25 protein-coding genes and 1 pseudogene are annotated in these 25,351 nt (G+C 69.4%); 15 read left to right on the top strand and 11 right to left on the bottom strand.

Going from position 1 to position 25,351, the window contains the following annotated elements:
* Window positions 1-70: 70 nt before the first annotated feature.
* A complete protein-coding gene (locus tag BS329_RS19495) occupies window positions 71-883 on the bottom strand; it encodes an ABC transporter ATP-binding protein (protein WP_076162646.1) in 813 nt (270 codons plus the stop codon).
* Window positions 884-1,229: 346 nt separating this feature from the next.
* On the opposite strand from BS329_RS19495, the gene BS329_RS19490 reads away from it, so the two are divergent.
* Together BS329_RS19490 and BS329_RS19485 are read left to right on the top strand one after the other, a co-directional pair.
* The gene (locus BS329_RS19490) at window positions 1,230-1,778 is read left to right on the top strand and encodes a cysteine dioxygenase (RefSeq protein WP_076162645.1); all 549 of its coding nucleotides are present in this window, start codon (window positions 1,230-1,232) and stop codon (window positions 1,776-1,778) included.
* Window positions 1,775-2,170, top strand: coding sequence for a rhodanese-like domain-containing protein (locus BS329_RS19485; protein ID WP_076162644.1), 396 nt, complete (start codon window positions 1,775-1,777; stop codon window positions 2,168-2,170). Before BS329_RS19490 ends, BS329_RS19485 begins: the two co-directional genes overlap by 4 nt.
* Window positions 2,171-2,210: 40 nt before the next feature.
* On the opposite strand, the gene BS329_RS19480 is transcribed toward BS329_RS19485, so the two are convergent.
* Together BS329_RS19480 and glgP are read right to left on the bottom strand one after the other, a co-directional pair.
* Window positions 2,211-3,035 (bottom strand): hypothetical protein, encoded by an 825-nt coding sequence (locus tag BS329_RS19480; RefSeq protein WP_076162643.1) that lies wholly within the window; start codon window positions 3,033-3,035, stop codon window positions 2,211-2,213.
* A gap of 137 nt (window positions 3,036-3,172) precedes the next feature.
* Window positions 3,173-5,713, bottom strand: coding sequence for an alpha-glucan family phosphorylase (gene glgP, locus BS329_RS19475; protein ID WP_076162642.1), 2,541 nt, complete (start codon window positions 5,711-5,713; stop codon window positions 3,173-3,175).
* Between the two features lie 144 nt (window positions 5,714-5,857).
* On the opposite strand from glgP, the gene BS329_RS19470 reads away from it, so the two are divergent.
* Window positions 5,858-7,321, top strand: a complete 1,464-nt coding sequence (locus tag BS329_RS19470) for a neutral zinc metallopeptidase (protein WP_076162826.1) — start codon at window positions 5,858-5,860, stop codon at window positions 7,319-7,321.
* Between the two features lie 251 nt (window positions 7,322-7,572).
* Here BS329_RS19470 and BS329_RS19465 read toward each other — a convergent pair whose 3' ends face one another.
* Window positions 7,573-8,550 (bottom strand): tetratricopeptide repeat protein, encoded by a 978-nt coding sequence (locus tag BS329_RS19465; RefSeq protein WP_076162641.1) that lies wholly within the window; start codon window positions 8,548-8,550, stop codon window positions 7,573-7,575.
* 132 nt (window positions 8,551-8,682) lie between these two features.
* Between BS329_RS19465 and BS329_RS19460 the strand changes: the two genes are divergently transcribed.
* The gene (locus tag BS329_RS19460; protein WP_244197221.1) at window positions 8,683-9,066 is read left to right on the top strand and encodes a hypothetical protein; all 384 of its coding nucleotides are present in this window, start codon (window positions 8,683-8,685) and stop codon (window positions 9,064-9,066) included.
* Window position 9,067: 1 nt separating this feature from the next.
* Here the strand turns inward: BS329_RS19460 and BS329_RS19455 are convergent, their stop codons facing one another.
* Entirely contained in the window at window positions 9,068-9,367 is a 300-nt protein-coding gene (locus tag BS329_RS19455) for a thiamine-binding protein (RefSeq protein ID WP_076162639.1), read from the bottom strand.
* Between the two features lie 199 nt (window positions 9,368-9,566).
* On the opposite strand from BS329_RS19455, the gene BS329_RS19450 reads away from it, so the two are divergent.
* On the top strand, window positions 9,567-10,067 hold the full coding sequence (locus tag BS329_RS19450) for a MarR family winged helix-turn-helix transcriptional regulator (RefSeq protein WP_037341773.1): 501 nt from the start codon (window positions 9,567-9,569) through the stop codon (window positions 10,065-10,067).
* 80 nt (window positions 10,068-10,147) lie between these two features.
* On the opposite strand, the gene BS329_RS19445 is transcribed toward BS329_RS19450, so the two are convergent.
* The 3 genes from BS329_RS19445 to BS329_RS19435 all read right to left on the bottom strand — a co-directional run bounded on the left by BS329_RS19445 (window position 10,148) and on the right by BS329_RS19435 (window position 13,569).
* On the bottom strand, window positions 10,148-10,513 hold the full coding sequence (locus BS329_RS19445; protein WP_076162638.1) for a DUF3817 domain-containing protein: 366 nt from the start codon (window positions 10,511-10,513) through the stop codon (window positions 10,148-10,150).
* A gap of 203 nt (window positions 10,514-10,716) precedes the next feature.
* The gene (locus BS329_RS19440) at window positions 10,717-13,110 is read right to left on the bottom strand and encodes a GH92 family glycosyl hydrolase (protein ID WP_076162637.1); all 2,394 of its coding nucleotides are present in this window, start codon (window positions 13,108-13,110) and stop codon (window positions 10,717-10,719) included.
* Between the two features lie 93 nt (window positions 13,111-13,203).
* Window positions 13,204-13,569, bottom strand: a complete 366-nt coding sequence (locus BS329_RS19435) for a hypothetical protein (protein WP_076162636.1) — start codon at window positions 13,567-13,569, stop codon at window positions 13,204-13,206.
* 172 nt (window positions 13,570-13,741) lie between these two features.
* Between BS329_RS19435 and BS329_RS19430 the strand changes: the two genes are divergently transcribed.
* From BS329_RS19430 to BS329_RS19420, 3 genes and pseudogenes are all read left to right on the top strand, one after another.
* Entirely contained in the window at window positions 13,742-14,728 is a 987-nt protein-coding gene (locus BS329_RS19430; protein ID WP_076162635.1) for a LacI family DNA-binding transcriptional regulator, read from the top strand.
* Entirely contained in the window at window positions 14,725-15,795 is a 1,071-nt protein-coding gene (locus tag BS329_RS19425; protein ID WP_076162634.1) for a class I mannose-6-phosphate isomerase, read from the top strand. Before BS329_RS19430 ends, BS329_RS19425 begins: the two co-directional genes overlap by 4 nt.
* An 8-nt stretch (window positions 15,796-15,803) precedes the next feature.
* Window positions 15,804-16,135 (top strand): annotated as a pseudogene (locus tag BS329_RS19420) (ATP-binding cassette domain-containing protein); the annotation flags it as partial.
* A gap of 171 nt (window positions 16,136-16,306) precedes the next feature.
* Here the strand turns inward: BS329_RS19420 and BS329_RS19415 are convergent.
* Complete coding sequence (locus BS329_RS19415; RefSeq protein ID WP_084749935.1) at window positions 16,307-16,762, bottom strand: hypothetical protein; 456 nt, start codon at window positions 16,760-16,762, stop codon at window positions 16,307-16,309.
* A gap of 71 nt (window positions 16,763-16,833) precedes the next feature.
* Here BS329_RS19415 and BS329_RS19410 point away from each other — a divergent pair, with 71 nt between their 5' ends.
* The 6 genes from BS329_RS19410 (at window position 16,834) to BS329_RS19385 (ending at window position 22,593) form a co-directional block, all read left to right on the top strand.
* The gene (locus BS329_RS19410) at window positions 16,834-17,880 is read left to right on the top strand and encodes a sensor histidine kinase (protein ID WP_076162633.1); all 1,047 of its coding nucleotides are present in this window, start codon (window positions 16,834-16,836) and stop codon (window positions 17,878-17,880) included.
* Window positions 17,877-18,647, top strand: coding sequence for a LytR/AlgR family response regulator transcription factor (locus tag BS329_RS19405; RefSeq protein WP_076162632.1), 771 nt, complete (start codon window positions 17,877-17,879; stop codon window positions 18,645-18,647). The genes BS329_RS19410 and BS329_RS19405 overlap by 4 nt, the downstream gene beginning before the upstream one ends.
* A complete protein-coding gene (locus BS329_RS19400; RefSeq protein WP_076162631.1) occupies window positions 18,644-18,991 on the top strand; it encodes a hypothetical protein in 348 nt (115 codons plus the stop codon). The genes BS329_RS19405 and BS329_RS19400 overlap by 4 nt, the downstream gene beginning before the upstream one ends.
* Window positions 18,991-20,670 carry a sodium/solute symporter gene (locus BS329_RS19395; RefSeq protein WP_076162630.1) on the top strand — a complete coding sequence of 560 codons (1,680 nt, stop codon included), beginning with the start codon at window positions 18,991-18,993 and terminating at the stop codon, window positions 20,668-20,670. Before BS329_RS19400 ends, BS329_RS19395 begins: the two co-directional genes overlap by 1 nt.
* 121 nt (window positions 20,671-20,791) lie before the next feature.
* Window positions 20,792-21,133, top strand: coding sequence for a DUF485 domain-containing protein (locus BS329_RS19390; protein WP_076162629.1), 342 nt, complete (start codon window positions 20,792-20,794; stop codon window positions 21,131-21,133).
* Window positions 21,130-22,593, top strand: coding sequence for a solute symporter family protein (locus tag BS329_RS19385; RefSeq protein WP_076162628.1), 1,464 nt, complete (start codon window positions 21,130-21,132; stop codon window positions 22,591-22,593). Before BS329_RS19390 ends, BS329_RS19385 begins: the two co-directional genes overlap by 4 nt.
* A 66-nt stretch (window positions 22,594-22,659) precedes the next feature.
* Here BS329_RS19385 and BS329_RS19380 read toward each other — a convergent pair whose 3' ends face one another.
* Window positions 22,660-23,403, bottom strand: coding sequence for an isocitrate lyase/PEP mutase family protein (locus BS329_RS19380; RefSeq protein WP_076162627.1), 744 nt, complete (start codon window positions 23,401-23,403; stop codon window positions 22,660-22,662).
* A complete protein-coding gene (locus BS329_RS19375; RefSeq protein ID WP_076162626.1) occupies window positions 23,400-23,864 on the bottom strand; it encodes a carboxymuconolactone decarboxylase family protein in 465 nt (154 codons plus the stop codon). Before BS329_RS19375 ends, BS329_RS19380 begins: the two co-directional genes overlap by 4 nt.
* Before the next feature lie 46 nt (window positions 23,865-23,910).
* Here BS329_RS19375 and pdxR point away from each other — a divergent pair, with 46 nt between their 5' ends.
* The gene (pdxR, locus tag BS329_RS19370) at window positions 23,911-25,290 is read left to right on the top strand and encodes a MocR-like pyridoxine biosynthesis transcription factor PdxR (RefSeq protein ID WP_076162625.1); all 1,380 of its coding nucleotides are present in this window, start codon (window positions 23,911-23,913) and stop codon (window positions 25,288-25,290) included.
* Window positions 25,291-25,351 lie beyond the last annotated feature (61 nt).

The following is a 25,351-nucleotide window of genomic DNA, read 5'->3' as shown; positions in this document are numbered from 1 at the left end:
TGCAGGCTACCGGTCAGTACGACCTCTTCGGGGGCAGCCCTTCCCTCCCAAGGGTCATCCTCCGGAAGCCTCAGCGGCGACGGGCGAAGAAGCGATCACCCGATCGTTCGAGCAGGAGGTCCTGGTCGAACGTCTTGGACAGGTTGTCGCTGGTCACGACGTCGTCGACGAGTCCGGAGGCGACCGCGCGGCCGTCGCGCAGCAGCAGCGCGTGGGTGAAGCCCGGCGGAATTTCTTCCACGTGATGGGTGACGAGCACCATCGCCGGGGCCTCCGGGTCGAGGGCCAGTTCGGACAGGCGCGCGACAAGGTCCTCACGGCCGCCGAGGTCCAGTCCGGCGGCGGGCTCGTCGAGCAGCAGCATCTCCGGGTCGGTCATCAGCGAACGCGCGATCAGCGTCCGCTTGCGCTCACCCTCCGACAGCGTGCCGAAGGTGCGCTCGGCCAGGTGCGGGATGCCCAGCGCGGTCAGCAGTTCTCGGGCGCGGTCGGTGTCGAGAGCGTCGTATTCCTCACGCCAGCGGCCGACGACGGCGTACCCGGCGCTCACCACGACGTCGACGACGCGCTCCTCGCCCGGCACCCGCTGGGCGATCGCGGCCGAGGTGAATCCGATCCGCGGGCGCAGGTCGAAGATGTTGACCTTGCCGATCCGGTCGCCGAGCAGGTCGACCGTTCCCGAGGTCGGGTGGAGTTCGGCCGCGGCCAGCCGGAGCAGGGTGGTCTTGCCCGCGCCGTTCGGGCCGAGCACCACCCAGCGCTCGTCCAGTTCCACGGTCCAGTCGAGGTCGGCGAGGAGGTCGTTGCCTGTTCGGCGGACCCCGACACCGGTCATCCTCACCACGAGGTCGTCAAGTTCGCTGGGCTGGATCGGCTCGCTCACGCGCCCATTGTGTCCGCACGGGCGCGCGCGTGTGCACCGGGTGCGCCGGTCGGCGGAAAGCGGCTGGTCCAGGGAGTGGGACGGAGCTGTCCGGAATAACCGCGGCCGCCGGACCTGTGGCACGATCGAAGGCGTGATCAGGTCCGTGTCCGCCGCCTTCCCCGTCATCGGGGGGTCTTTCTGGCGCCGCCGGACCATCGACCTGCTCCTCGTCGCCTCGTGCGGGTGTACCACCGCGCGACACGGCTGAGTCCCGCTCTTTCCCCGGCACCGGTGTGCCGAGGCATCCGTGTCGCGCCGCGTTCGGCCCCGCTTCCGAGCCCGCGAACCCATGAGGAGCCTCACGGTGACCACATCCCTCTCCCCGCGCCAAGACTTCGAGATCCACCCTCAGCTGATCGACCCGCTGCTCCCGGAACTGCTGCACCCCGAGCGCCTGCTCTGGACGCCGAGGGAACTGGCCGATCTGACCTCCACCGTCACCACGGAACTCACCACGGCCCTGCGTGGTTTGCTGCGTTTCGACGGGGACCACCGCTGGTGGGCGCGGCTGGCGCTGACCGACGGTGTCGAGCTGTGGCTGCTGTCGTGGCTGCCCGGCCAGCAGACCAAACCGCACGACCACGGCGGCGCGTCCGGCTCGTTCACCGTGTTGCAGGGCGAACTCGGCGAGGAGTACCGCTACCCCGGCGGCCCGATCCGCCGTCGCACGCACGTCGCGGGCGAGGGCATCGGCTTCGGCGCGGGGCGCGCGCACCAGGTGACCGGCATCGGCGCCGAGCCCGCCGCCAGCGTCCACGCCTACTCGCCGCCGCTGGTCGCGACCCGCGAATACGGCACGCTCGCCGAAGTTCCCACCGAGATCCCCTCGCTGGCCCCGATACTGGGCGCATGAGCGCGATCGAAGACCTGCTGACCGCCGCCCGGTCCGGACTGGACCGGGCGGAACCCGAGCAGGCACAACGACTGCACCGCGACGGCGCCCTGATCGTGGACATCCGCCCGCACGCCAACCGGCTCGAAGAGGGCGAGATCCCCGGCTCGGTGGTCGTCGAGCGGATCCACCTCGAGTGGCGGCTGGCGCCGGACAGCGAATGGCGGCTGCCGGAGGTGAAACCGGACTCGACGGTGATCGTCGTGTGCAACGAGGGGTACTCGTCGAGCCTGGCCGCCGCCGACCTGCGGCGGCTCGGGCTGCCGGGCGCGACCGACCTCGAAGGCGGCTTCCGCGCGTGGCGTTCGGCGGGCCTCCCGATCCGGGAGGGCGGCACGCCCGCCGTTCCCTGACGTCCTGAACGGTTGATCACGTGAAGCTTCGCGCGATCATCTAGCGGTGGACCGTCAGCCTGGCGATCGAGTCCGGGGAAAGCGGGAGCGCCGCGTGGAGCCCGGCTCCCGGCACCGGACTGGGGTTGACCAGGACACCGGTCGCCACGCCCCGCCTGGCGGCCGCGAGCACGACCTCGCGGCCGGTCCGATGCCGGACCCGCATCCAGCCGGCGCCGGTGGCCGCGCGGTACTCGGCGAGCAGCCGCTCGTCGGTGAAGACACAGAACCAGTCGCCCTGCCCGCCGACGCGGGCCGGGAGCGGCGCGCCCGCCTCGTCCGCCGGGCCCCACACCGTGCCGTCGAGGAACATCCGCATCACCGTCGGCTCGGGGCCGCGGGCGGGCTCATCCCGCTCCGGCCGGACGTTCCCGGCGATCCACCGCGAAGCGAGCCTGAAATCTTCGCCGGTGAGGTCCTCCTGGAAACCGTCCAGGCTGTTCTTGACACTCCCCAGGAAATCGTAGAACCGCCGGGTGCAGGTGCGCTCGGAGACCGCCACCCGGCCGCGGCCGACCATGGTCCTGATCCGGCCGACCATCCCCGCCCCGCCGTCGGCCGGGTCCACGCCGAGGTTGTAGGCGGTCCACACGATCTCGGGCATGAGCGGATCGGCGAAGCGTTCGAGAACGCGATTCAGTCGCAAGAGGACGATTTCCCGCACCCTGCCGGGCTCGGCGTCGTCGGCGATTCCCCAGATGGCACGCAGTTCCGGCCCGAGCGCCCGGCTCAGGCCGACCTGACGGATCCCGGCGCGGGCGTGGACGTGATGCAACCGATCCTTGGCCCTGCGCGACATTTTCGTTTCCTTCGCCGAGGCCACCATTCCTCCGTCATTCGGGATCGGCCCGGCAAAGTCTATTTCACCTGCGTGGTCATCATTGTTCGGCAGAAATCGAAGATCGAGGATTTCCTTTGTTCGGTACCGGCTTGACAAAGTCCTCGTTCCAGGGGCCCTTCCGCTCAGGCGTGGACCACCCGCGCGAGTTCCGCCGGAGTGGCGAGCAACCGGTGTTTCGGCAACACCCGGACGGTGTAGCCGATCGACCCCGGATGCGGCAATTTCAGCCGGGCCGCGAAAGCGCCGATCCCGTCGCCGGACATCGGGACGGTGACCGGCTCGCTCAGCTCGTCACCGTCGCCCACCTTCCCGACGACGGCCTGAACGTCCACTTCGGACGGTTCGAGGCCGGCGAGGTCGATCCGCGCCCGGATGGTCACCTCGGTCCCGGTGACCATCGGCGCGGCGTCCTCGACGAGCAGTTCGGAGTCGAAGATCCGCACCCGCGGCCAGGAGACGTCCAATTTGGTCCGGTAGTCGGCCAGCGACAGCGCGCCGCGGTACCCGTCACCTGTCGCTTCCGCGACCATCCGCGACGCGGGCAGGTAGCCGGATTCGACGTACTCCCGCACCATGCGCGAAGCCTGCACGCGCGGCCCGAGGCTCTCCAGCGTGTGCCACACCATCGACAGCCAGCCGCCGGGCACGCCGCCGGCGTCACGGTCGTAGAACAACGGCGCGATCTGGTGGCCGAGCAGGTCGTAGAGCGCCGCGGCCTCCAGTTCGTCGCGGCGCAGCGGGTCGGTGACGCCGTCCGCGGTCGGGATCGCCCAGCCGTTGCTGCCGTCGTAGCACTCGTCCCACCAGCCGTCGCGGATGGACAGGTTGAGGCCGCCGTTGAGCGCGGACTTCATTCCCGAAGTCCCGCACGCCTCCAGCCGTCGCACGGGCGTGTTCAGCCAGACGTCGCAGCCGCGGTAGAGATAGCGCGCCATGGACATGTCGTAGTCCGGGAGGAAGACGATCCGGCGCCGGACCTCGGGATCGTCGACGAACCGGACGATCTGCTGGATCAGCTGCTTGCCGCCCTCGTCGGCCGGATGCGACTTGCCCGCGACGACGAGCTGGATCGGGCGCCGCTCGTCCAGCAGCAGCGCGCGCAGGCGCTCCGGGTCGCGCAGCATCAGCGTCAGCCGCTTGTACGTCGGCACGCGGCGCGCGAAGCCGACGGTCAGCACGTCCGGATCGAAGACCGTGTCGGTCCACCCGAGTTCGAGCGCGGACGCGCCGCGCTGCATCCACGCGGCCCGCACCCGGCGCCGCACCTCGGCGACCAGCTTCTCCCGCAGCTCCCGCCGCAGCGCCCACAGCTGCTCGTCGCTGACGCCGTCGCGCAGCGGTCTGCCCTGATGGCCGTCGAGCCCCCACTCCTCGTGGTTGCGGCCGAGCAGCGCGCTCAGCTCGCGCGCCACCCAGGTCGGCCCGTGGACGCCGTTGGTGACCGACGAGACGGGCACCTCGTCGAAGTCGAACCCGGGCCACAGCCGGGAGAACATCCGGCGCGAGACGCGGCCGTGCAGCGCCGAGACGCCGTTCGCGCGCTGCGCGAGCCGCAATCCCATATGCGCCATGTTGAACAGGCCCGGGTTGTCCTCGGCGCCGAGCGCGAGCACGCGGCGCGGGTCGACGTCCGGGACCAGCCTGCCGTCGGTGAAATACCGCTGGACGAGGTCCACGGGGAACCGGTCGATCCCGGCGCTGACCGGCGTGTGCGTGGTGAACACGGTGCCGGCGCGGACGGCGGGCAGCGCCTCGTCGAACGCGAGCCCGTCGGCCTGGATGATCTCGCGGGCGCGTTCCAGCCCGAGGAACCCGGCGTGTCCTTCGTTGGTGTGGAACACCTTCGGCTGCGGATGCCCGGTCAGCTCGCAGTACCGCCGCACCGCGCGGAAGCCGCCGATCCCGGACAGGATCTCCTGGCGGATGCGGTGATCGGCGTCGCCGCCGTAGAGCCGGTCGGTGACGGCGCGCAGGTCCTCGTCGTTGGCCTCGGTGTCGGTGTCCAGCAGCAACAGCGGGATCCGGCCGACGCGCGCCTTCCAGATCTGCGCGTGCAGCGTGCGGCCGGCGGGCATCGCGACGTCGACCAGCACCGGCTCGCCGCCGTCGGTCAGCAGCTCCAGCGGGAAGGCGTTGGGGTCGATGACCGGGTAGTGCTCGACCTGCCAGCCGTCGAGCGAAAGCGCCTGCCGGAAGTACCCGGCGCGGTAGAGCAGCCCGACGCCGACCATCGGCACGCCGAGGTCCGACGCCGCCTTGAGGTGGTCTCCGGCGAGGACCCCGAGACCGCCGGAGTAGTTCGGCAGCGCCTCGGTGACGCCGAACTCCATCGAGAAGTACGCGATGGCGGGCGGGAGATCCGGGTCGTCCTGCTTCTGGTACCAGCGCGGCTCGGCGAGGTAGCGGTCCAGATCGGCGACCGCCTCGCGCGCGTGGGCGAGGAAGGCGTCGTCGACGGCCAGTTCGTCGAGCCGGGCCGGAGGAAGGGCGGTGAGCATCCGCAGCGGGTCACGGACGCGGTCGAACAGCTCCGCGTCCATCGACGCGAACAGGTCGCGGGTGGGCGGATGCCAGGTCCAGCGCAGATTCGTGGCGAGGTCACCGAGGCCGGAGAGCGACTCCGGCAGGCTCGCGCGGACGGTGAACCGGCGGACAGCTCTCATGAGGAGCGACCATATCGCCACGGTCTCCGGCCCGCTCAAGACCCACTTCGGGGATTACCTGAACGCGGGCCATAAGCGCTGGGTAGGGTCCCTGCTTGCCGGTGTACGCGGCCCGGTCGGGGCCCTGACGACAAGCGAGTGAAGATGATCCTAGGGGGAGCGCGGGGCTTTCGCCGCCCGGCTCTGATCGCGGTCGTGACGGTGCTGGCCCTCGGGCTGAGCGCCTGCGGCGACAAGGGAAGCTCGACCGGCAAGGAAGGCAGCCAGCCCGGCGCCGGCGACATCGCCGGACTGCCGGTCACGCATTTCGAGAGCGGCTTGAAGCCGGGCGCGCCCAAGCCGGATCTGCAGGTCCGCAACGAGGATGGCTCCGAGGACGACCAGCTCGCCATCGCCGCGATCGCCGACGCGCAGGCCTACTGGACCGAGGTCATGCCGCGCGACTTCGGCCAGCCGTACGAGCCGCTGAAGTCGCTGCTGTCCTACAGCGCGAAGACCGACGACGAAGAGACCGAATGCGGCAGCGTCAAGAAGCTCGTCAACGCGTTCTACTGCCCGCCGGGTGACCTGGTGGCGTGGGACCGCGGCGTACTGCTGCCCATGCTGCGCGAACGGTTCGGGAAGATGGCGGGCGCCGTCGTGCTCGCGCACGAACTCGGGCACGCCGTGCAGTACCGGCTCGGCGAGAAGGCCAGCATCAAGAAGAACACCCCGTCGATCGTCAAGGAGCAGCAGGCCGACTGCTTCGCGGGCGGCTATTTCCGCTGGGTCGCCGAGGACAAGAGCAAGTTCTACCGCGTCTCCACCTCCGAGGGCCTCAACCAGGTCATGGCGTCGCTGTTCCTGATCCGCGACCAGGCGGGCACCAGCGCGACCAAACAGGGCGCGCACGGCACGGCGTTCGACCGCACGTACGCGTTCCAGGTCGGGTTCGAGAAGGGCCCGAAGGAGTGCGCGACGATGAACGAGGAGAACATCAAGGCACGCATCACCGAGCGTCCGTTCGACAAGGGTGACAAGGGCAAGGGCGACGAGAAGCTCGACGCCGAGATCATCGGGATCCTGAAGAAGAGCCTCGACGAGGCCTTCAAGGGCGCCGGGGTCCCCGGCCCGGAGATCACCGAGGACGGCAACGGCAGCTGCTCCGGCGGGCCGAGCACCCCGCCCGCGTCGTACTGCCCGTCGAACAACACCGTCAGCATCGACATGGCCAAACTGCGCGAACTCGCCCAGCCGGTCGACCAAGAGGCCGAATGGAAGAGCGGGCACAGCGAGGGCAAGGGCGACTTCGCCGCGTTCTCGGAAATCGCGTCCCGCTACGCGATGGGCATCCAGAAGGGTGTCGGCGCGTCGATCGACAACGCGAACGCGGGACTGCGCACCGCTTGCCTGGTCGGCGCGTGGGCGAAGGCCAGCTCGGTGCCCGGCGCGACGCTGCGGCTCTCCGCGGGTGACCTCGACGAGGCGATCTCGGACCTGCTGAGCCCGGAGAGCCTGGTCTCGGCCGACGTCAACGGCAAGCGCGTGGACAACGGTTTCGAGCGGGTCGAGGCACTGCGGAAGGGCTACCTGGAGAGCTCCGCGGTCTGCTCGACCCAGTACGGCTGATCGTCCCGGTGACGCTTCCCTGAAGTGTTATGAACGGTCCGTTCATAACACTTCAGGGCTTGCGAAAGCGCACAGGTCGCGTGTCGTCCACCTAGACACGCGTGTCGTCCATCCAGACACGCGAAACCGCCACCCGAGACACGTCGGCGCTCACGGCCACCACCGCGCTCCGCACCCCAGCCCGAGTACGTGAAGGCCCCCTTCCTTGCGCTAGACGCAAGCAAAGGGGGCCTTCACATACTTCAGAACCGTCAGTAGAGCGCGCTAGCCAGGTCCCGCCGCGCCTTCATGACCCGCTCGTCGGCCGAATCGAACAGCTCGAACAGCGCCACCAGGTGCTCCCGCACCTTGTTGCGGTCGTCGCCCGCGGTACGCCGGACGGCCGCGATCAGGCGCGCGAAGCCCGCTTCGGGCTGCTGCCCGGCGACTTCGAGGTCGGCGGCGGCGAGCTGGGCGTCGAGGTCGGCGGGGTCGGCGTCGGCCTTCGCGATCGCGTCCGGGGCCGCGGCCTCGGCGCGCGCGGTGAACTTGACCTGCGCGAGGGCGGTCTTGGCCTCCTCGTTCGACGGCTCGACGTCGAGGATGCGCTCGTAGGCCGCCTGCGCCTCGGCGAAGTCGCCGCGTTCGAAGGCCTCCTCGGCCTCGGTGAACCGCGCGTCCTCCGGCACCTCGACACCGCCGCCGTTCTCCTCGGCCGCCTTGATGCCGGGCAGCCGGTCACGGAGCGCGTCGAGCAGCGAACCGAGCCATTTGCGGATCTCGGGTTCGGGCAGCGCGCCGGAGAACGCGTCGACCGGCTGGCCGCCGCCGATGGCGATGACCGTCGGGATCGACTGCGCGCCGAAGAGCTGCGCGATGCGCGGGTTGGCGTCGACGTCCACCTTCGCGAGCACCCAGGCGCCGCCGGACTCGGCGGCGAGGCGTTCCAGCACCGGGCTGAGCTGCTTGCACGGGCCGCACCATTCGGCCCACAGGTCGACGACCACCAGCTGGTGCAGGGATCGCTCGACGACCTCGGCCTGGAAGGTCGCTTCGGTGACTTCGATCACGGCGCCGCCCGCGGCCGGAGCGGGGCCGGGCGCGGCACCGTCGGCTGGGGGCCGCGGTGGCGCCGGGGGCTGTTTCTGGGGCGCTTCGGCACGCGCCTTGAGCGCGGAAAGGTCGACCGCGCCGGAAAGCGCGGCGGACATCGCCGCCGTCTTCGCTGCTGATCCGCGTGGGTGTGTCACGGTTCCATCCTGGCACGCATCCCCGAGTGTTTCACCGCATGCCCCCACCTGCCCGCTTGGCAGGACGGGCCCGTTCCGGCAGGCTCGCTCCCGAAGGGGGTGATCGACATTCCGACACGCAGGACGGCCACCGTGGCCTTCGCCATCGGTGTCGCGGTCGTTTGGGTGAGCGTGATCACGTTGCTGATCGCCCATCAGCCCGACCCCGGCGTCGACAGTCCGGGACAGCTCCGGGAGAACCTCACCGCCGCGCTCAACCGGCACGACGCCGAGGCCCTCTCCGAACTCATCGACTATCCGGCCGCGGCGGCGGACGACTTCGCGAAGTCCTATGTCGACACGCTGGCCGGCCACGGCGCCCACGACGTCACGGTGAAGTTCGCGCCGGACGACCTGTCGCCGACTTCGGCGACCGTCAGCGGGAAGCTGGCCGATGGCCGCGCGTTCGACTACGCGGTCGCCATCGCGGTGAAGGACAAGCTGTGGATGGTCTCGTTGACCCCGCCACTTCCTTGACCTACTGGCCCAGGTGCTTCTCGACGCGCTCCACCTTCGCGGTCAGCTGGCCTTCGTAGCCCGGCCGGATGTCGGCCTTGAGCACCAGCCCGACCCGCGACGAACCCTCGCCGGCGGCCTCGACGGCCCGCTTGACGACGTCCATGACCTCGTCCCAAGAACCCTCGATGTTGGTGAACATCGCGTTGGTCGAATTCGGCAGGCCGGACTCGCGCACCACTTTCACCGCGCGGGCGACCGCCTCGCTGACACCGCCGTCTTCCTCGGCCGCGGACGGGCTGACACTGAAAGCCACGATCATCTTCTGCTCCTCGTTAGAGCCTGTTGGCGGAGCTAAAGATGTACCTGAAACCCAACCGGACGCGCGAACCTGCCTCAGCCCGAAGTCCCGACGTCGATCGCGGCCGCGGGTTCACCACAGAGACATTCAGACAGTTTTCCCGCGCATGACACCCGGTCGTGCGACGTGGCGCGGGTACCCGCTGGTAACTTCGAACGCCATGAGCCGTCCGTTGCCGTTCGACCCGATCGCCCGCGCGGCGCAGCTGTGGGAAGCCCGTATCGGGCCCTCCGAAACCATGGCGGCGGTGACCGGGATCATGCGCGTGCAACAGATCATCCAGTCCGCGGTGGACGGGGCGCTCAAACCGCATGGGCTGACGTTCGCCCGATACGAGGCGCTGGTCCTGCTGACCTTCGCCCGCGCGTCCCATCTGCCGATGCGCGTGATGGGCGAACGACTCCAGTTGCACCCGACGAGCGTGACCAACATCGTCGACAGGCTGGAGAAGGACGGGCTGGTGAAGCGCGTCCCGCATCCGACCGACCGCCGGACCACGCTGGTCGAGATCACCGACGAAGGCCGCGCACGGCGCGAAGAGGCCACGAAGGCGGTCACGGAAATCGACTTCGGGCTGACCGGGCTCACCGGGAAGCAGACCGAGCAGCTGACCGACCTGCTCACGAAGGTCCGCAAGGCCACCGGCGACTTCACCGAATAGCGCGTGAAGGCCCCCTTCCCGCGGCCATGGGTTCGAATGACCAGCCGAGGGAAGGGGGCCTTGCACGCGCTGTCGGAAGATCAGACGGCGGCGGGTTCCGGGGTCCTGGTGAACAGGCCGACACCGCCGTGCGACAGCCGCTGCGGGCCGTCGAGCTTGCCGTTGCGCAGCGCCCAGGACTCGAACAGCCAGGTGAACAGCGGCGGGATGCTGGAGAGCAGCGCGAGGATGAGGGTCTTCGGGCGCCAGCCGAGCGGCTTCGCCACGGACAGGGAGACCAGCACGTAGAGGACGAACACGACGCCGTGCACCATGCCGAGGACGGGAACGCCGCCCTCGCCGAGCTTGACGGCGTACTTGAGGACCATCCCGACCAGCAGCCCGGCCCAGGAGAGGGCTTCGGCTACCGCGGCCACGCGGAATACTAGAGCGGCCTTGCTGGACACTTTCTCCTCCTGTGGGGTCTCACCACTATGCGTACACACATGACTACGTCCGACGAGCACTGTCCAAGGCGGACTCACCAAGGACGTCAACAGCGCTGTCGGACGCGGTAATACCAGTGTGAGGCGTGACGGCCCTCACCGGAACACCGGGGGCCGTGATGCTTCTCACGACCCCCGGTACGAACCGGTCTAAACCACCCGGATCACCCCGCGCACGGCGATTTCGGCGCCCCTTCGGAACCGGTCGCCCAGGTCGCCTTCGTCGCGTCGTCCGTCAGGCGGAAGTCCAAAGTGGTCCCGCGAGTCAACTGCTCCAGGCCGACGTACGCCCGCTGCGAACCGGCTCCCATTCCTTGGACGTACTGGAGCTTCGACCCGTCGGCGCCGCCGGCCTTGATCGTGATGTCGCGGCCGTTCTCCAGGCGCACCACGGACTTCTCGAACCGCGGCGCGTTGAGCACGAACTGCCCGGTGCCCGGCACCGCCGGATACAGGCCCAGCGCGCTGAAGACGTACCACGCGGACATGGTCCCGAGGTCGTCGTTGCCGGTGACGCCGTTCGGCGCGTTCGTGAACAACGTGTGCGCCGCGCGCACGACGGCGGAGGTCTTCCACGGCTGCCCGGTCAGCGTGTACATCCAGGGCGAGTGCAGATCCGGCTCGTTGTTCGGGTTGTAGCGGAACTGGTTGTAGTAGTTGTACGGGCCGACGACCCATTCCTCACGCACGGTCTTGGCCGGATCCTTCAGCAGATCCCCGTAGGCGAAGAAGTCGTCGAGCCGCTTGCCGACGTTCTCCTTGCCGCCCATGCGCTCGACCAGACCGGGGACGTCCTGCTGGGTCAGCCACTGGTACTGCCACGACGTGCCTTCGTGGAACCCGTCCTGGCTCTGCGGATCGAACGGCTTGCCCACCGGGCTGAACCACTCGCCGTCTTCGCGCTTGGGCCGGTAGAACCCGGTGAAGCCGCGGTCGGTCACCGACGAATCCCACAGCGTGCGATAGCTGCGTCCCTTGTCGGCCAAGGCTTTCGCGTCCGCCTTCTTACCGAGGGCATCGGCCATGATGGACAGTGAGCAGTCGGCGAGCGCGTATTCCAAAGTGGCCGAAGCACCGTGGTTCGGGTCGGTGTCCTGACCCTTCTTCGGGAAGTCCTTGTCGTACTGGACGAACCCGTCCTTCTGATAGCTCGCGTTACCCGAACGCCCCTGGAACGGCGAAGACGCGGGCGGGATCTCCCGCGAGTTCTGCAAAAGTGCCTGGTACGCCTTCAGTTCCTGGCCGGACAACGCACCGAAGCGCCACAGGTCGACCAGGAACGGCGTGACCGGATCGCCGGTCATCGTGTTCGTCTCCTGGTTGGCGTACGCCCAGCGCGGCAGCCAGCCACCCTGGTCGTGGATCGCGAGCACGGATTTCGCGACGTCCTTCGCGCGGGACGGGCGCAGCAGGGCGAGCAACTGGTTCTGCGTCCGATACGTGTCCCACAACGAGAAGAACTCGTAGTACGTCCAGCCAAGCGCGCGATGGATCTTGTCGTCGAAGCCGCGATAGCGGCCGTCGGCGTCGTTACCGGTCAGCGGTTGCAGCAGCGCGTGGTAAAGCGAGGTGTAGAAGACCGTGCGGTCGTCTCTCGTCCCGCCCTTGATGTCCACTGAGGACAGTTCTTTGCGCCAAGCACGCTGGGCGTCGTCGCGGACCGCGTCGAACGAACGCCTCTTCTCCGACGCCAGGTTGAGCTTGGCGCCGAAAGCGTCCACATGGGAGATCGCCGTCGTGGCGGTGACCTGCCCGTCACCGAAGGTCAGCCAAGCGCCGCGCAGACCCTCACCACCGGCAGACTCCTTCGAGCCTGGAGTACCACCGGTGGGCGACCAGGTGCCGAAAGACTTGAAGGGCTTGTCGAACGTCGTGGTGAACCAGGTCTTGTACGACTTCCCGCCGCAGAACGCCTGCGCCTGGACCATTCCTTCGACCGTCCGGTCCCCGACGACGCGGATCTGGCTCGCCGTCACGGGTTCCTTGTCGTTGGCCTGCCCGACGTTGACGAAGACGTTCGCGTCGCCCGATTTCGCGAAGGTGTACCGCTCGACACCGGTCCGCGTGGTCGCCGTGGTCTCCGCGTCGACGCCGCCGTAGCCGGTGAGCCGCACCTTGTGGTAGCCGGGCTTCCCGACCTCGCCCTCGTGCGTGTACGGCGAGGCGTACTTCTTGTGGTCGAAGGTGTCGGCTTTGGTCGTGTCGAACGCCGCGCCGGGACCGACCGCCCCGGTCGTGGGCAAGGACGACACGAGACCGCCCTGCTCCCAGCAACCCGCGCCGGACAGGAAGAAATGCCCGAAGCCGCGGATCGCGGTGTCGTCGTAGCGGTAGCCGGCGTAATGCGAGGAAATGGGGCTGACCTGCGTCATCCCAAAAGGTGCGGAGGCGCCGGGGAAGGTGTTCCCGTCGTCCTTGGTGCCGATGAAGGTGTTGACCGCGTCCACGGGGTCGCCACCGGCCGCCGCCGCGACGGGCGTGAGGAGCCCGGCGGGGACGGTGAAGACGCTGAGCGCGGTGAGCAACCCGGCGACGCGGGTCGAAGTGCGTGCAGGCATGGGAAGGCCGCCTCCTGACAACGTTGTCGCTGCCTGTTCACTTTCGACAAGAACAGACCACTTGGTCAAGAGATCCGCCAAACCCTGTCCGATTCAAGACAGCGGCAGCACGAAGGCGGCCACGCGGACCGTCCCCGCCCCCGACTGCCTCAACCCCTCCAGGACGATCTCGGTCGGCTCCTCCTCGGCGTCCAGCTCGACGACCTCACGCGAGACGTCTTCGGTCGCGCCCAGTTCCGTCGCCAGCAGATCGCCGTCGATCAGCAACCGGACCCGGCCGACAGTCCCCGCGCCCGCGACGGTCTCGATGATCAACCGCACGCGCCCCGCGGTGACGAAGGTCCGCAGCAGGCGCTCCCACCTCCGCGATTCGGTACCGGGCCAGTCCTCCGGCCGGGCAGGCGCGAACGGCTCGCCGAGTGACGGCCCCGCGGGCACCGGCCGGTAGAACTCGCTCATTCCCCCAGTATCGCGGTCGGCCGGCAGTAACGGTTCGAACTCGGAATGCGTCTTCTCGGCAAACCGGGCATTGACATCATCGCGTCGCTCGCGTTCAATTTCCGCCACTATGACAACGTTGTCTTCCAGCGGACCGGACAACGGTCACCGCACCACCGGCCGACGGGCCACGATGAGCGACGTGGCCCGGCTCGCGGGCGTGAGCATCAAGACCGTCTCGCGGGTGGTGAACGACGAGCCCGCCGTCCATCCGGACACCGCGGAGCGCGTCATGGCGGCGATCGAGCAGCTCGGGTTCCGGCGCAACCTCGGCGCGCGGAACCTGCGGCGCGGCTCGACGACCGGGACGATCGGCCTGATCGTCGAAGACGTCGGGAACCCCTTCTACTCGGAGCTCAACCGGGCGGTCGAACGCATCGCGACCTCGTTCGGACGCCAGGTGCTGACCGGTTCGTCGGAGGAGAACTCCGACCGCGAACGCGAACTGGTCCTCGAGTTCTGCTCCCGCCGCGTCGACGGCATCCTCGTCGTCCCGGCCGGGATGCAGCACGGCTACCTCGTTCCCGAGATGCGCGCGGGTACGCCCGTGGTGTTCCTCGACCGGCCCGCCGGCGACATCGTGGCCGACACGGTGCTGGTCGACAACATCGGCGGCACCGTCGAAGCGGTCGCCCACCTCGCCAGGCACGGCCACCGCCGGATCGCGTTCCTCGCCGACAGCCCGGACATCTTCACCGCTGGCGAACGCCTGCGCGGGTTCCGGGAAGGCTGTGTCCGCAACGGGATCCCCTACGACGAGAGCCTCGTCGTACTGCGGACGCCGACGGCCGAGAGCGTCGGCGACGCCGTGAAGCGGCTGCTCACCGGGCCGAACCCGGCCACCGCCGTGATCGCGGGCAACAACCGCGTCGCCGTGCACCTGCTGCGCGCGCTGGCGCACGCCGACCGGCGGCCCGCGATGATCAGTTTCGACGACTTCGAACTGGCGGATCTGCTGGATCCGCCGGTCTCCGTGATCGCGCACGACGTGAGCGCACTGGGCAGGGCGGCGGCGGAACTGCTGTTCGCCAGGGTCCAGGGAGATCAATCCGCACCGAGAAAGGTAGTTCTGCCCGTGCATCTCGTAGCCCGTGGTTCCGGGGAGGTCGCGCCTTCATGAGCGGTCACCTCGAACCGATCCGCCTGCCGGCGAACCAGCCGCCGCAGTTCTACCGCGGCGGCGACGCCATCGCCGCGTTGCGGGGCGCCACCTCCGAGACCAAGTTCGGGCCGGAGGACTGGGTCGGCTCGGCCACCACGATGTTCGGCCAGGAGACCAACGGCCTGACCAAGCTGCCCAGCGGGGTCTGGCTGCGTGACGCCGTCCGCGAGAACCCGACCGCCTGGCTCGGCGCCAAGCACGTCGAGGCACTCGGCGACTCGACCGGCCTGCTGGTGAAGCTGCTCGACGCGGGCCAGCGCCTGCCGGTGCACTTCCACCCGTCGGATTCGTTCGCACAGCGGCATTTCGACTCGCACTTCGGCAAGACCGAGGCGTGGATCGTGGTCGGCACCTACGGCGAAGACCCGCGCGTCTACCCGGGCTTCCGGGAAACCGTCGACAAAGCGACGGTCAACGAATGGGCCCGTTCCCAGGACGCCCCCGCCATGCTCGGCGCGCTGAACAGCGTCGCGGTCACCCCCGGTGACACGGTCTACATCCCGGCCGGGCTCCCGCACGCCATCGGTGAGGGCGTGTTCGTCGTCGAACTCCAGCAGCCGACCGACTTCTCGCTGACCCTGGAATGGCGTGACTTCCTTGCGGACCCGGAGAAGGCGCACCTCGGGATCGGTTTCGAAACCGCCATCGAAACGCTCGACACCTCGGGCTGGGACGAAGAACGCCTCGGCTCGATCGTCAAGCGCACCGCGGCCGACGAGGCGTCCACTGTGGACCTCCTCGCCGACGGCAGTGACGCGTTCTTCCGTGCCGACCAGCTCCGTCCCGCTGTTTCCGGCTCTGTTGTTCCCAGTGCTGCGACAACGTTGTCACTCGACCCGTCGTTCGCGGTACTGGTCGTCATGGACGGTTCGGGGACGCTCCGCACCGAACACGGCGGCGAGTACGCACTGCGCAAGGGCGACACCTACGTGGTCCCGCACGACGCCGGTCAGGCAAGCGTGGAGGGCGACGTCACCGTCATCCGCTGCCGCCCACCGGCACCCGAGAAGAGGGAGCGATCGTGAGCTGATTCCTGCTCGACGCGCAGGACCTGGTCAAACGCCACGGTTCGGTGGAAGCACTGCGCGGCGCGTCGTTCCAGGCCCGCGCCGGCGAGGTCACCGCGCTGATCGGTGACAACGGCGCCGGGAAGTCCACTTTGGTCAAATGCCTGTCCGGCGCGGAGCAGCCGACCCGTCGGGCGAGATCCTGCTCGACGGCGAGGAAACGCACCTCGACTCCCCGACCACCGGCCGGCGGATGGGGATCGAGACGGTGTACCAGGACCTCGCGGTCGCGCCGGAACTCGACCCGGCCGCGGATCTGTTCCTGGGCAGGGAAATCCACCGCAAGGGCATCCTCGGCACAGCATCCGGGACCGGCTCACTCCCGCGGCTCGACCAGCTTCCCCCCGCGTGCGCCTGTCGCGAAAGCCACTTTCAGGACATCAGACGTCGCGAAAGTGGCTTTCGCAACACGCCCCTTTGCCTTCCCCCGCTGCCACTCACGCCCCTTGACGGACGCGGCCCGCCCCGCTCACTCCGCCGGCTCAACCAGTCCAGCAGGCGCAAACCGCGCGAGAGCCGCGTACAGCGCAGCGCCCCCACCAAGGTGCCCCAGCGCGTACACGTACTCGCCGTCTTCAAGCAGCGACTCCGGCCCAGCACCGGACCACGAGAGCCGGTAGTGCCACCAGTGCGTCCACCGCCCCACTCGCCGCTTCTCCCGCCCCACTCGCAGCCGCGTGACCTCGGTCCACCGGACCTCGAACACACCCGGCGCCGAGAACCCCGTAGCGGAAATCACCAGCGAAGCGGCCGACCGGCGCAGTGCGAGCAGGATCAGCCCCGCGAAAGCCAGGCTGAACAGCCCGAACACCACCTGCGAGAACAGCCACACGACGCCGCCCACGCCGAAGACCACGAAACCCGCCCACGCGAGCCTTCGCATCACGACGTCCAGCCGAAGCACCACGGCGTCCCCAGTGACCATGTCCGGAGCGTAACCGCCGAAACCCCGCGCCGACGTTAGGATCTAGCCCTCGACGTCGCGGAGGAGGCCGGATGACCACCCGTCTGCCCTGGCGTCCCGCCGTGAGCGCGGATCCGGTGCCGGTGCTCGCCGCCGCCCAGCGCGTTTCCGACGATCTCATGGACGGCCTCGCCGGGCCTCGCGTCCGCCACGCGACGCACGGGCTCCGACGGCTGTTCGGCGTCCCCGGTCTCGGGCTCACCGATCTCTCCGGTTCGCTCATCTGGTCCGGCCGCCCGGCAGCCGATGACGTCGTGGTCTCGGCGCTCGACGAGGTCCTCCACGCCGAGACGCCGGTGTCCGAACCCGGGCTGCTGGCAGTGCCGCTCCACGTCCACGACGAACTGGCCGGGGTGCTCCTGGTCACCGAAGGGAAACACACCGTCGCCCGCCAGGCCGCCGAACTGGTGGTCCACGCGCTCGAACGAGGGCGGCTGGAAGCGTCCGCCGAGCAGGCCGCGGAGGCGGAACTGCGCGCGCTGCGGGCCGAGATCTCGCCGCATTTCGTCTACAACGCGCTCACCGTGATCTCCTCGCTGGTCCGCTCCGACCCGGACCGAGCCCGCGACCTGATGCTCGACTTCGCCGAGTACACCCGCTACAGCCTCGCGCGCCACGGCGAGTACACGATGGTCGCCGAGGAGTTCCGCGCCATCGAGACGTATTTGGCGCTGCAACGCGCGGTGCTCGGCGAGCGACTTCGGGTGCAGGTGCGGGTGGCGCCGGAGGTGCTGGCCGTCGCGGTGCCGTATCTCGTGCTGGAACCGTTGGTGGAGAACGCGATCCGGCACGGGATCGAGCCGCGCTCCGAGGCGGGGTTCATCCAGGTGCGGGGAGTGGCGGAAGGGAACGACTGCGTGATCAGCGTCGAGGACGACGGTCTCGGCATGGATCCCGCGCGGGCGGCGGCGATCCTGGCCGGGCGCGGGGACGACGGCGGTGTCGGACTGGCCAATGTGGACAGAAGACTGCGCAGCGTCTACGGGCCGTGGTACGGCCTGACGGTCGAGACCGAGGTCGGCGCGGGTACCAGGGTCGTGGTGCGCGTACCCCGATTCCAGCCGGGGGTGCTGCCGTGACGAACGGGCTCCGGGTGCTGGCTGTCGACGACGTCCCGCCCGCCCTCGACGAACTGTGCAGCCTGCTGCGCGAGGCGCCGGAAGTCGCCGAGGTGGTCGCTGCCGGTGACGCGCTCAACGCGCTGAAGATGTTGCAGGGCAGTCATTTCGACGCCGTCTTCCTCGACATCTCCATGCCCGGCCTCGACGGGCTCGAACTCGCCTCACTGCTGGCGCGGCTCAACGAACCACCGGTGATCGTGTTCGTCACCGCGCACGACGGCCACGCCGTCGCCGCGTACCGCATCGGTGCTGTCGACTACCTGCTCAAACCGGTCCGCGCGGAACGGCTGTCCGCCGCACTGTCCAAAGTGGTCCGGATGGTGGGTGCTCAGGCCGACGAGCCGAAACCGGCGCCGGACGCGATGTCCGCGCTGCCGGTCGAATCCGGCGGGCGCACGCGGTACGTCCGGCGCGACGACGTCCAGTTCGTCGAAGCGCACGGCGACTACGTCCGGCTGCACACGAAATCCGGCGTCCACGTCACGCGGATGCCCATCTCCCGGCTCGAAGAATATTGGGAGGGAACGGGATTCACCCGGGTACACCGGGGTTTCCTGCTCGCCGTGGACGCGGTGCTCGAACTGCGCAGTGACACCACCGGCGGATTGCTGGCGCATACCGAAGCGGGCGATGTCCCGGTGAGCCGCCGTCACGCGCGCGACCTGCGTGACCGGCTCCTCGCCGCCGCGCAACGCGGCGATCCGGGCCGGGGGAGCCGCCCGTGAGCCGCGTCAAACGAGTCGCCGTCACGAGTCCCCAGACCCGGCTCGCGCATTCGCGGCGCCGTTCGCGCGGACGCTGGCGGGTCCCCCGGCTGGCGGCGGGCGACGCCGAACGCGCGGACCTGCTCTACCGGGCCCAGCGCCGTCGCGGGCTCCCCGCGCTGGCCGGGATGTTCGGCCTGGTGTTCGGTCTCCCGCTGGTGTTCGGGCTCTTCCCCGGGCTGGATTCGGTCCGGCTGCTGGGTATCCCGCTGTCCTGGCTGATGATCGCGATCCTCCCGTATCCGGCCATGGCGCTGCTGTCGTGGTGGCAGCTTCGCCGGGCGGAAAAGATCGAGGACGACTAGTGGTCGCGGCGCTCTCGGTGGCTCCCGTCGTGCTGATCACCCTGCTGATCGGGCTGCGCGGTGTCGCCGCCATGCGCACGACGTCGGACTTCCTCGTCGCCTCGCGCCGGATCTCGCCGCTGGTCAACTCCGCCGCGGTCTCCGGCGAGTACCTGTCCGCGGCGTCGTTCCTCGGGGTCGCCGGGCTGGTGGTGAAGGACGGTATCGGCGCGCTCTGGTACCCGGTCGGGTTCACCGCCGGGTACATCGCGATGCTGGTGCTCGTCGCGGCACCGATGCGGCGCTCCGGCGCGCTCACCGTCCCGGACTTCGCCGAGGCGCGGCTCGCCTCCCCCGCGCTGCGCCGTCTCGCCGCGTTCGTCGTCCTCGTCATCGGAACCCTTTACCTGGTACCGCAATTCCGCACCGCGGGGCTCGTGCTGACCGCCGTGGGCGGGACGCCGTACTGGGTCGGTGTCGTCATCGCGGGCACCGCCGTCAGCGCGACACTGGCGCTCGGCGGGATGCGCGCGGCGACCTACGTCCAGGCGTTCCAGTTCGTGCTGAAACTGCTGCTGTTCCTCGTTCCCGCGATCTGGCTGGTCTCCCAGGTCTCCCCGGAGGAGCGGTCGGCTTCGGTGCGTCCGGTGGAATTCACCCACTTCGCGCGTGACACCCAGCTGTCCTTCGAGATCGACGTGACGCTGACCCTGCGTGAGCCGACCACCCTGCTCACCCCGGAAAAACACGTGGTGCCGCCGGGAGAACTGGTGGCCCGCAGCGGGGAGAAGCTGGAATTCGCGGCGGGTACACCGGTTCCCGCCGTCCGGGGCGGTGCCCCGCTGGGCGGGCCGGACTGGCAGCGGCCGCTGCTGGACCTCGGCGACCACGGCTACCCGCTGCTCGGCACCTGGGCGATCCTGATCGCGACCATGCTCGGCACGATGGGCCTGCCGCATGTCCTGATGCGCTTCCACACCAGCCCGGACGGCCGCGCCGCCCGCCGGACCGCGGCGATCACCGTCGCCCTGCTCGGCGTTTTCTACCTGTTCCCAGGGGTTTACGGCGTCCTCGGCCGGGTGCTGGTGCCTGAGCTGTACGTCTCGGGCGCGACGGACACCGTCGTCGTCGCGCTGCCGGCGCAGGTCGACGACGGCTGGGCGGGGTCCCTGTTCACCGGACTGCTGACGGCGGGCGCGTTCGCCGCGTTCCTGGCGACGTCGCTCGGCCTGCTGCTGGTGATCTCCGGCGCGATCGCGCACGACCTGGCGCCCGGTGGCCTGCGCAGACTGCGGTGGTCGGTGCTCGGGGCGGCCGCGGTGATGGTCCTGCTCGCGCTGCCGTCGGCCAGATTGGACGCCGGTGTCCTCGTCACCTGGGGCTTCACCGTGGCCGCGTCGACGTTCTGTCCGTTGCTGGTGCTCGGCATCTGGTGGAACCGGCTCACCGCGGCGGGCGCGATCAGCGGTGTCCTCACCGGGCTCGTCGCGTCCTCGGGGTCGATCCTGGTCGCCCTGTTCGCCCCCACGCTGAGCGGTCTGCCCGCCATCCTGGTTTCGCAGCCCGCGCCATGGTCGGTCCCGCTGGCATTCGGCGTAATGATCGTGGTTTCCTTACGGGGCAGGCCACCGGCCTGGTCCACGGCCGCCATGCTGCGGCTGCATTTGGACGATCGCACGGCGGAGGCCCCTTCGTCGTGATCCGAGTACCGTTCGTCGGCCGTTCGTCGTCTCGGCAGGCGTTTGAACCGGTGAAGGTTCCGGTCCCCCAGCCCTCTCCTTAACGTGTCGCGGACCACATTCGCGGCGCAAGGAGAGCACCATGAGCACCGAAACGGACGCTCCGAGTCCGCCTGAAACGGACTGGGACAAAGCCCACGACAGCCCCGAGTTCAAGGAGCTGCGTTCGCGGCTGCGCCGGTTCGTGTTCCCCGTGTCGGCGCTGTTCCTCGTCTGGTACCTGCTCTACGTGCTGCTCGCCGACTACGCGCACGGCTTCATGAGCACGAAGCTCGTCGGCAACATCAACGTCGGCCTCGTCTTCGGTTTGCTGCAGTTCGTTTCGACCTTCGTGATCACCGGGCTCTACGTCCGCTACGCGAACAAGAAACTCGACCCCCTCGCGGAAAAGATCCGCACGGACATCGAGAGTGAGACCAAATGACGCTCGCCGCCGGAGTCGAGGGAAGCAACCCCGCACTCAACATCACCATCTTCGGCCTTTTCGTGGTGGTCACGCTGTTCGTCGTGTTCCGGGCCAGCCGGAACACGAAGACGGCGTCGGACTACTACGCCGCGGGCCGCGCGTTCACCGGTCCGCAGAACGGCGTCGCCATCGCTGGCGACTACCTGTCCGCCGCGTCGTTCCTCGGGATCGCGGGCGCGATCGCCGTCTACGGCTACGACGGTTTCCTTTACTCCATCGGCTTCCTGGTGGCGTGGCTGGTGGCGTTGCTGCTGGTCGCGGAACTCCTTCGCAACACCGGCAAGTTCACCATGGGCGACGTGCTGGCGTTCCGGATGAAGCAGCGCCCGGTGCGGGCCGCCGCGGCGACGTCCACCCTGGCCGTCTCGTTCTTCTACCTGCTGGCGCAGATGGCGGGTGCCGGTGGCCTCGTCGCGCTGCTGCTCGGGATCGAGAGCAAGGCGGGGCAGGCCGCGATCATCGTGATCGTCGGCATCATCATGATCGCCTACGTGCTCATCGGCGGGATGAAGGGCACCACCTGGGTGCAGATCATCAAGGCCGCGCTGCTCATCGTCGGCGCGCTGGCGATGACGCTGTGGGTGCTCGGCATGTACGGCTTCAACCTTTCCGCATTGTTGCAGGGCGCCGTGGACAAGGCGGGGAAGGCCGGTGAAGCGCTGCTCGGGCCGGGTAACCAGTACGGCAAGACCGGCACCACCAAGCTGGACTTCCTGTCGCTCGGCATCGCGCTGGTGCTCGGTACCGCGGGCCTGCCGCACGTGCTGATGCGCTTCTACACCGTGCCGACCGCCAAGGAAGCGCGCCGATCGGTGGTCTGGGCGATCGCGCTCATCGGCATCTTCTACCTGTTCACCCTGGTGCTCGGCTACGGCGCGGGCGCGCTCGTCGGCCCGGACGCGATCAAGGCCGCGCCGGGTGGCGTGAACTCGGCCGCACCGCTGCTGGCGCTCGAACTCGGCGGCCCGATCCTGCTCGGCCTGATCGCGGCGATCGCGTTCGCGACGATCCTCGCGGTGGTCGCGGGCCTGACCATCACGGCGTCGGCGTCGTTCGCCCATGACGTCTACGCCAGCGTGATCAAGAAGGGCAAGGCGTCGCCTGCTTCGGAGGTGAAGGTCGCCCGGATCACCGCATTGGTGATCGGCGCGGTCGCGATCCTCGGTGGCATCCTCGCCAACGGGCAGAACATCGCCTTTCTGGTGGCGCTGGCGTTCGCGGTGGCGGCGTCGGCGAANNAAGGCGTCGACTTCCACTGGTTCCCCCTCGACAACCCCGGCATCATCTCCATCCCCATCGCCTTCTTCCTCGGCTGGCTCGGCACCGTCCTGTCCACAGAACACAACCAGAAGAAGCACGCCGAGATGGAGGTCCGCTCCCTCACCGGTGTGGGCGCCGAGAAGGCGGTTTCCCACTAGGTCGCCGGGACGGTGCGGCCGGGCATCCAACGCCCCCCGGCCGCACCGTCCCGGTTCCCCCTCCCGTCAGTACGGCAGCTTCCCCGCTGCCAGCCCGGCCAGTTTCGCCTCGATGTCGGCGCGAGCCGACTTCCACAGCCCGGTGCCCAGCGAGATCCGCGCCACCCCCAGTGCGGCGAGCGCGGAGAGATCGGGGCCACCCGGCAGCGGCGAGACGTTGACCGCGCCGGGCGCGACCGCCTTCACGAACTCGCCCAGCACCTCCGGCGACTTCACCAGGATCGGGTAGACGCAGTCCGCCCCCGCCTCGAGATAGGCCTTGGCCCGCGCGACAGCGTCGTCGAGAACCGCCCGCTCGTCGGGCGCGCCGAGGAAGACGTCGACACGGGCATTGATCACCAGCGCGTCCCCGGCGGCCTTGCGCAGCTCCGCGACCCGGTCCGCCTGCTCCTCCAGCGGGCGGATCCCGCCGTTCGCGTGGTCGGTGTCCTCGTAGTTACAGCCGACGGCGCCGGACTCGGCCAGTCTCTCGGCGAGAGCCCCCGCTTCGAGGCCGTAGCCGGATTCCGCGTCGACGGTCACCGGCACCGAGACCGCACGGGCGATCCTCGCGGCCGCGGCGAACATCTCGGCGGCGGGCGCGGCCTCGCCGTCCTCGTACCCGAGCACCTTGGCGATGGCGAAGGAACTCGTTGCCACCACGGGGAAACCGGCCGCTTCCACCAGACGCGCGCTGTCGGCGTCCCACGCGTTCGGCAGGAGCAGCGGCGTGCCCGCGACGTGCAGTTCCCGCAGCCGCGTCGCGGTCATTCGGCGCGCTCGGGCAGCGGCGCGTGGCTGGTCACGCACATGCGGTTCCAGCTGTTGATCGCGATGGCCTCCCACACGATCGCGCGGTACTGCTCCTCGCTGAAGACGCGGGTGGCCTCGTCGTAGACGTCGTCCGGCACCTCGTGCAGGGTCGCCACGTTCGTGATCGCCTCGGTGAGCGCGAGCGCGGCCCGCTCCTGCTCGGTGAACAGTTCCGTCTCGCGCCAGCCCTGCAACACGAACAGCCGTCGAGGTGACTCGCCCATCTGCACCGCGTCGTGCGAATGCATGTCGAGGCAGAACGCACAGTGGTTGATCTGCGACGACCGCATCTTCACCAGTTCGAGGATCTTTTGGTCGACCCCGGCGTTGGTGGCGGCCTTCTCGACCTCGGCCTGCAGTTTCGCCATCGCCTGGTAGATCTCGGGCACTCGTTTGCCCACGTGGATTCGTTCGGTCATACGGTCGAATCTAGCGCCAACTGGCCCACGAGTATGGTCCAGTCACATGGCAGAATCATGGTCCAGTTCGGGAATAGACGTCCACCTCGACTGGCACCCCGAAAGCGGCAGGACCGGGCTCGCCGCCGCGATCCGCGCCGCCATCCGGGAAGGCCGCTGGCAGGCGGGCGCGGCCGTGCCCTCCACCCGGGCGCTGGCCCAGGACCTCGGCGTCGCCAGGGGAACGGTCACCCGCGTCTACTCCGATCTCGCCGCCGAGGGGTATCTGCGAACCGCGCAGGGCGCCCCGACCCGCGTCGCGACGGCGGGCGCGCTGCCCGCCTCGCCACCGAGGCCCGTCCCCCGTGACCCGGCACCACGCTGGGACCTGCGCCCGGGCAGGCCGAACCTGTCCGCTTTCCCCCGGTCGGCCTGGCTCGCGGCGACCCGGCGGGCGCTGCACCAGGCGCCGATGTCGGCCTTCGACTACACGGCCGAGGCCGGCGCGGCGGAACTGCGGGAGACGCTCGCCGCGTACCTGGCCCGAAGCCGAGGCGTGGTCGCCGATCCCGAGCGCATCCTGGTGTGCTCCGGTTTCTCGCACGCGATCGCGATCCTGGCGCGGGTCCTGCGCGCACGCGGCGCGGAAGAGATCGCGTTCGAGAACCCGTCGCTGCACATCTACCGGGACATCGCCGCGGCGAACGGGGCACGGGTGGTCGGCGTCCCCGTCGACGACCACGGGATCACGGTGTCCGCTTTGGACAGTCCGGCGGTGGTGGTCACCCCGGCGCACCAGTACCCGCTGGGCGTCACCCTCGCCGCCACGCGACGGGCGGAACTCACCCGCTGGGCGGCGGAAACCGGCGCCATCGTCATCGAAGACGACTACGACGGCGAGTTCCGGTTCGACCACCAGCAGGTCGGCGCGTTGCAGGCGCTGGCGCCCGAGCGGGTCGTGTACGTGGGGACGACGAGCAAGACGCTCGCGCCGTCGCTGCGCCTGGGATGGATGGTGCTGCCGCGGTTTCTGGTCGAACCGGTGCGCGCGGAGATGGTCGCGAGCGGCGCCCGGCCCGCGCTGCTGGACCAGCTGGCGATGGCCGAACTGATCGAATCGGGCGCCTACGACCAGCACATCCGCCGCTGCCGCACCGAGTACCGCTCGCGGCGCGACCGGCTGCTCGCCGCCCTGCCGGATTCCGTGCTGCCGCAAGGCATCTCGGCGGGGCTGCATCTGGTGCTCCAGTTTCCCGGTGACGTTCCCGGGGAGATGGAGGTGATGGCCGCCTGCCGCCGTCGCGCGATCGGGCTCGAAGGGCTCAGCGGTTACTGGATCGGCGAGCCACAACGCGAAGGGCTCATCATCGGTTACGGCGCCGCCGCCAAACACGCTTTCGGCGGCGCCACCCAAGCCCTGCGCGAAGCCATCTTCGAGGTCACTTAACACCCCCGCGTTTCGTCCTCTAGTTGCGGTGGTTCGCGCAACGAACTACCGCAACTAGAGG

Origin of the sequence: Amycolatopsis coloradensis (assembly GCF_001953865.1) — a bacterium.
Taxonomy (GTDB): domain Bacteria; phylum Actinomycetota; class Actinomycetes; order Mycobacteriales; family Pseudonocardiaceae; genus Amycolatopsis; species Amycolatopsis coloradensis.
Note: the sequence above shows the minus strand (reverse complement) of the source record. Positions and strands in the feature narration are given on the sequence as shown.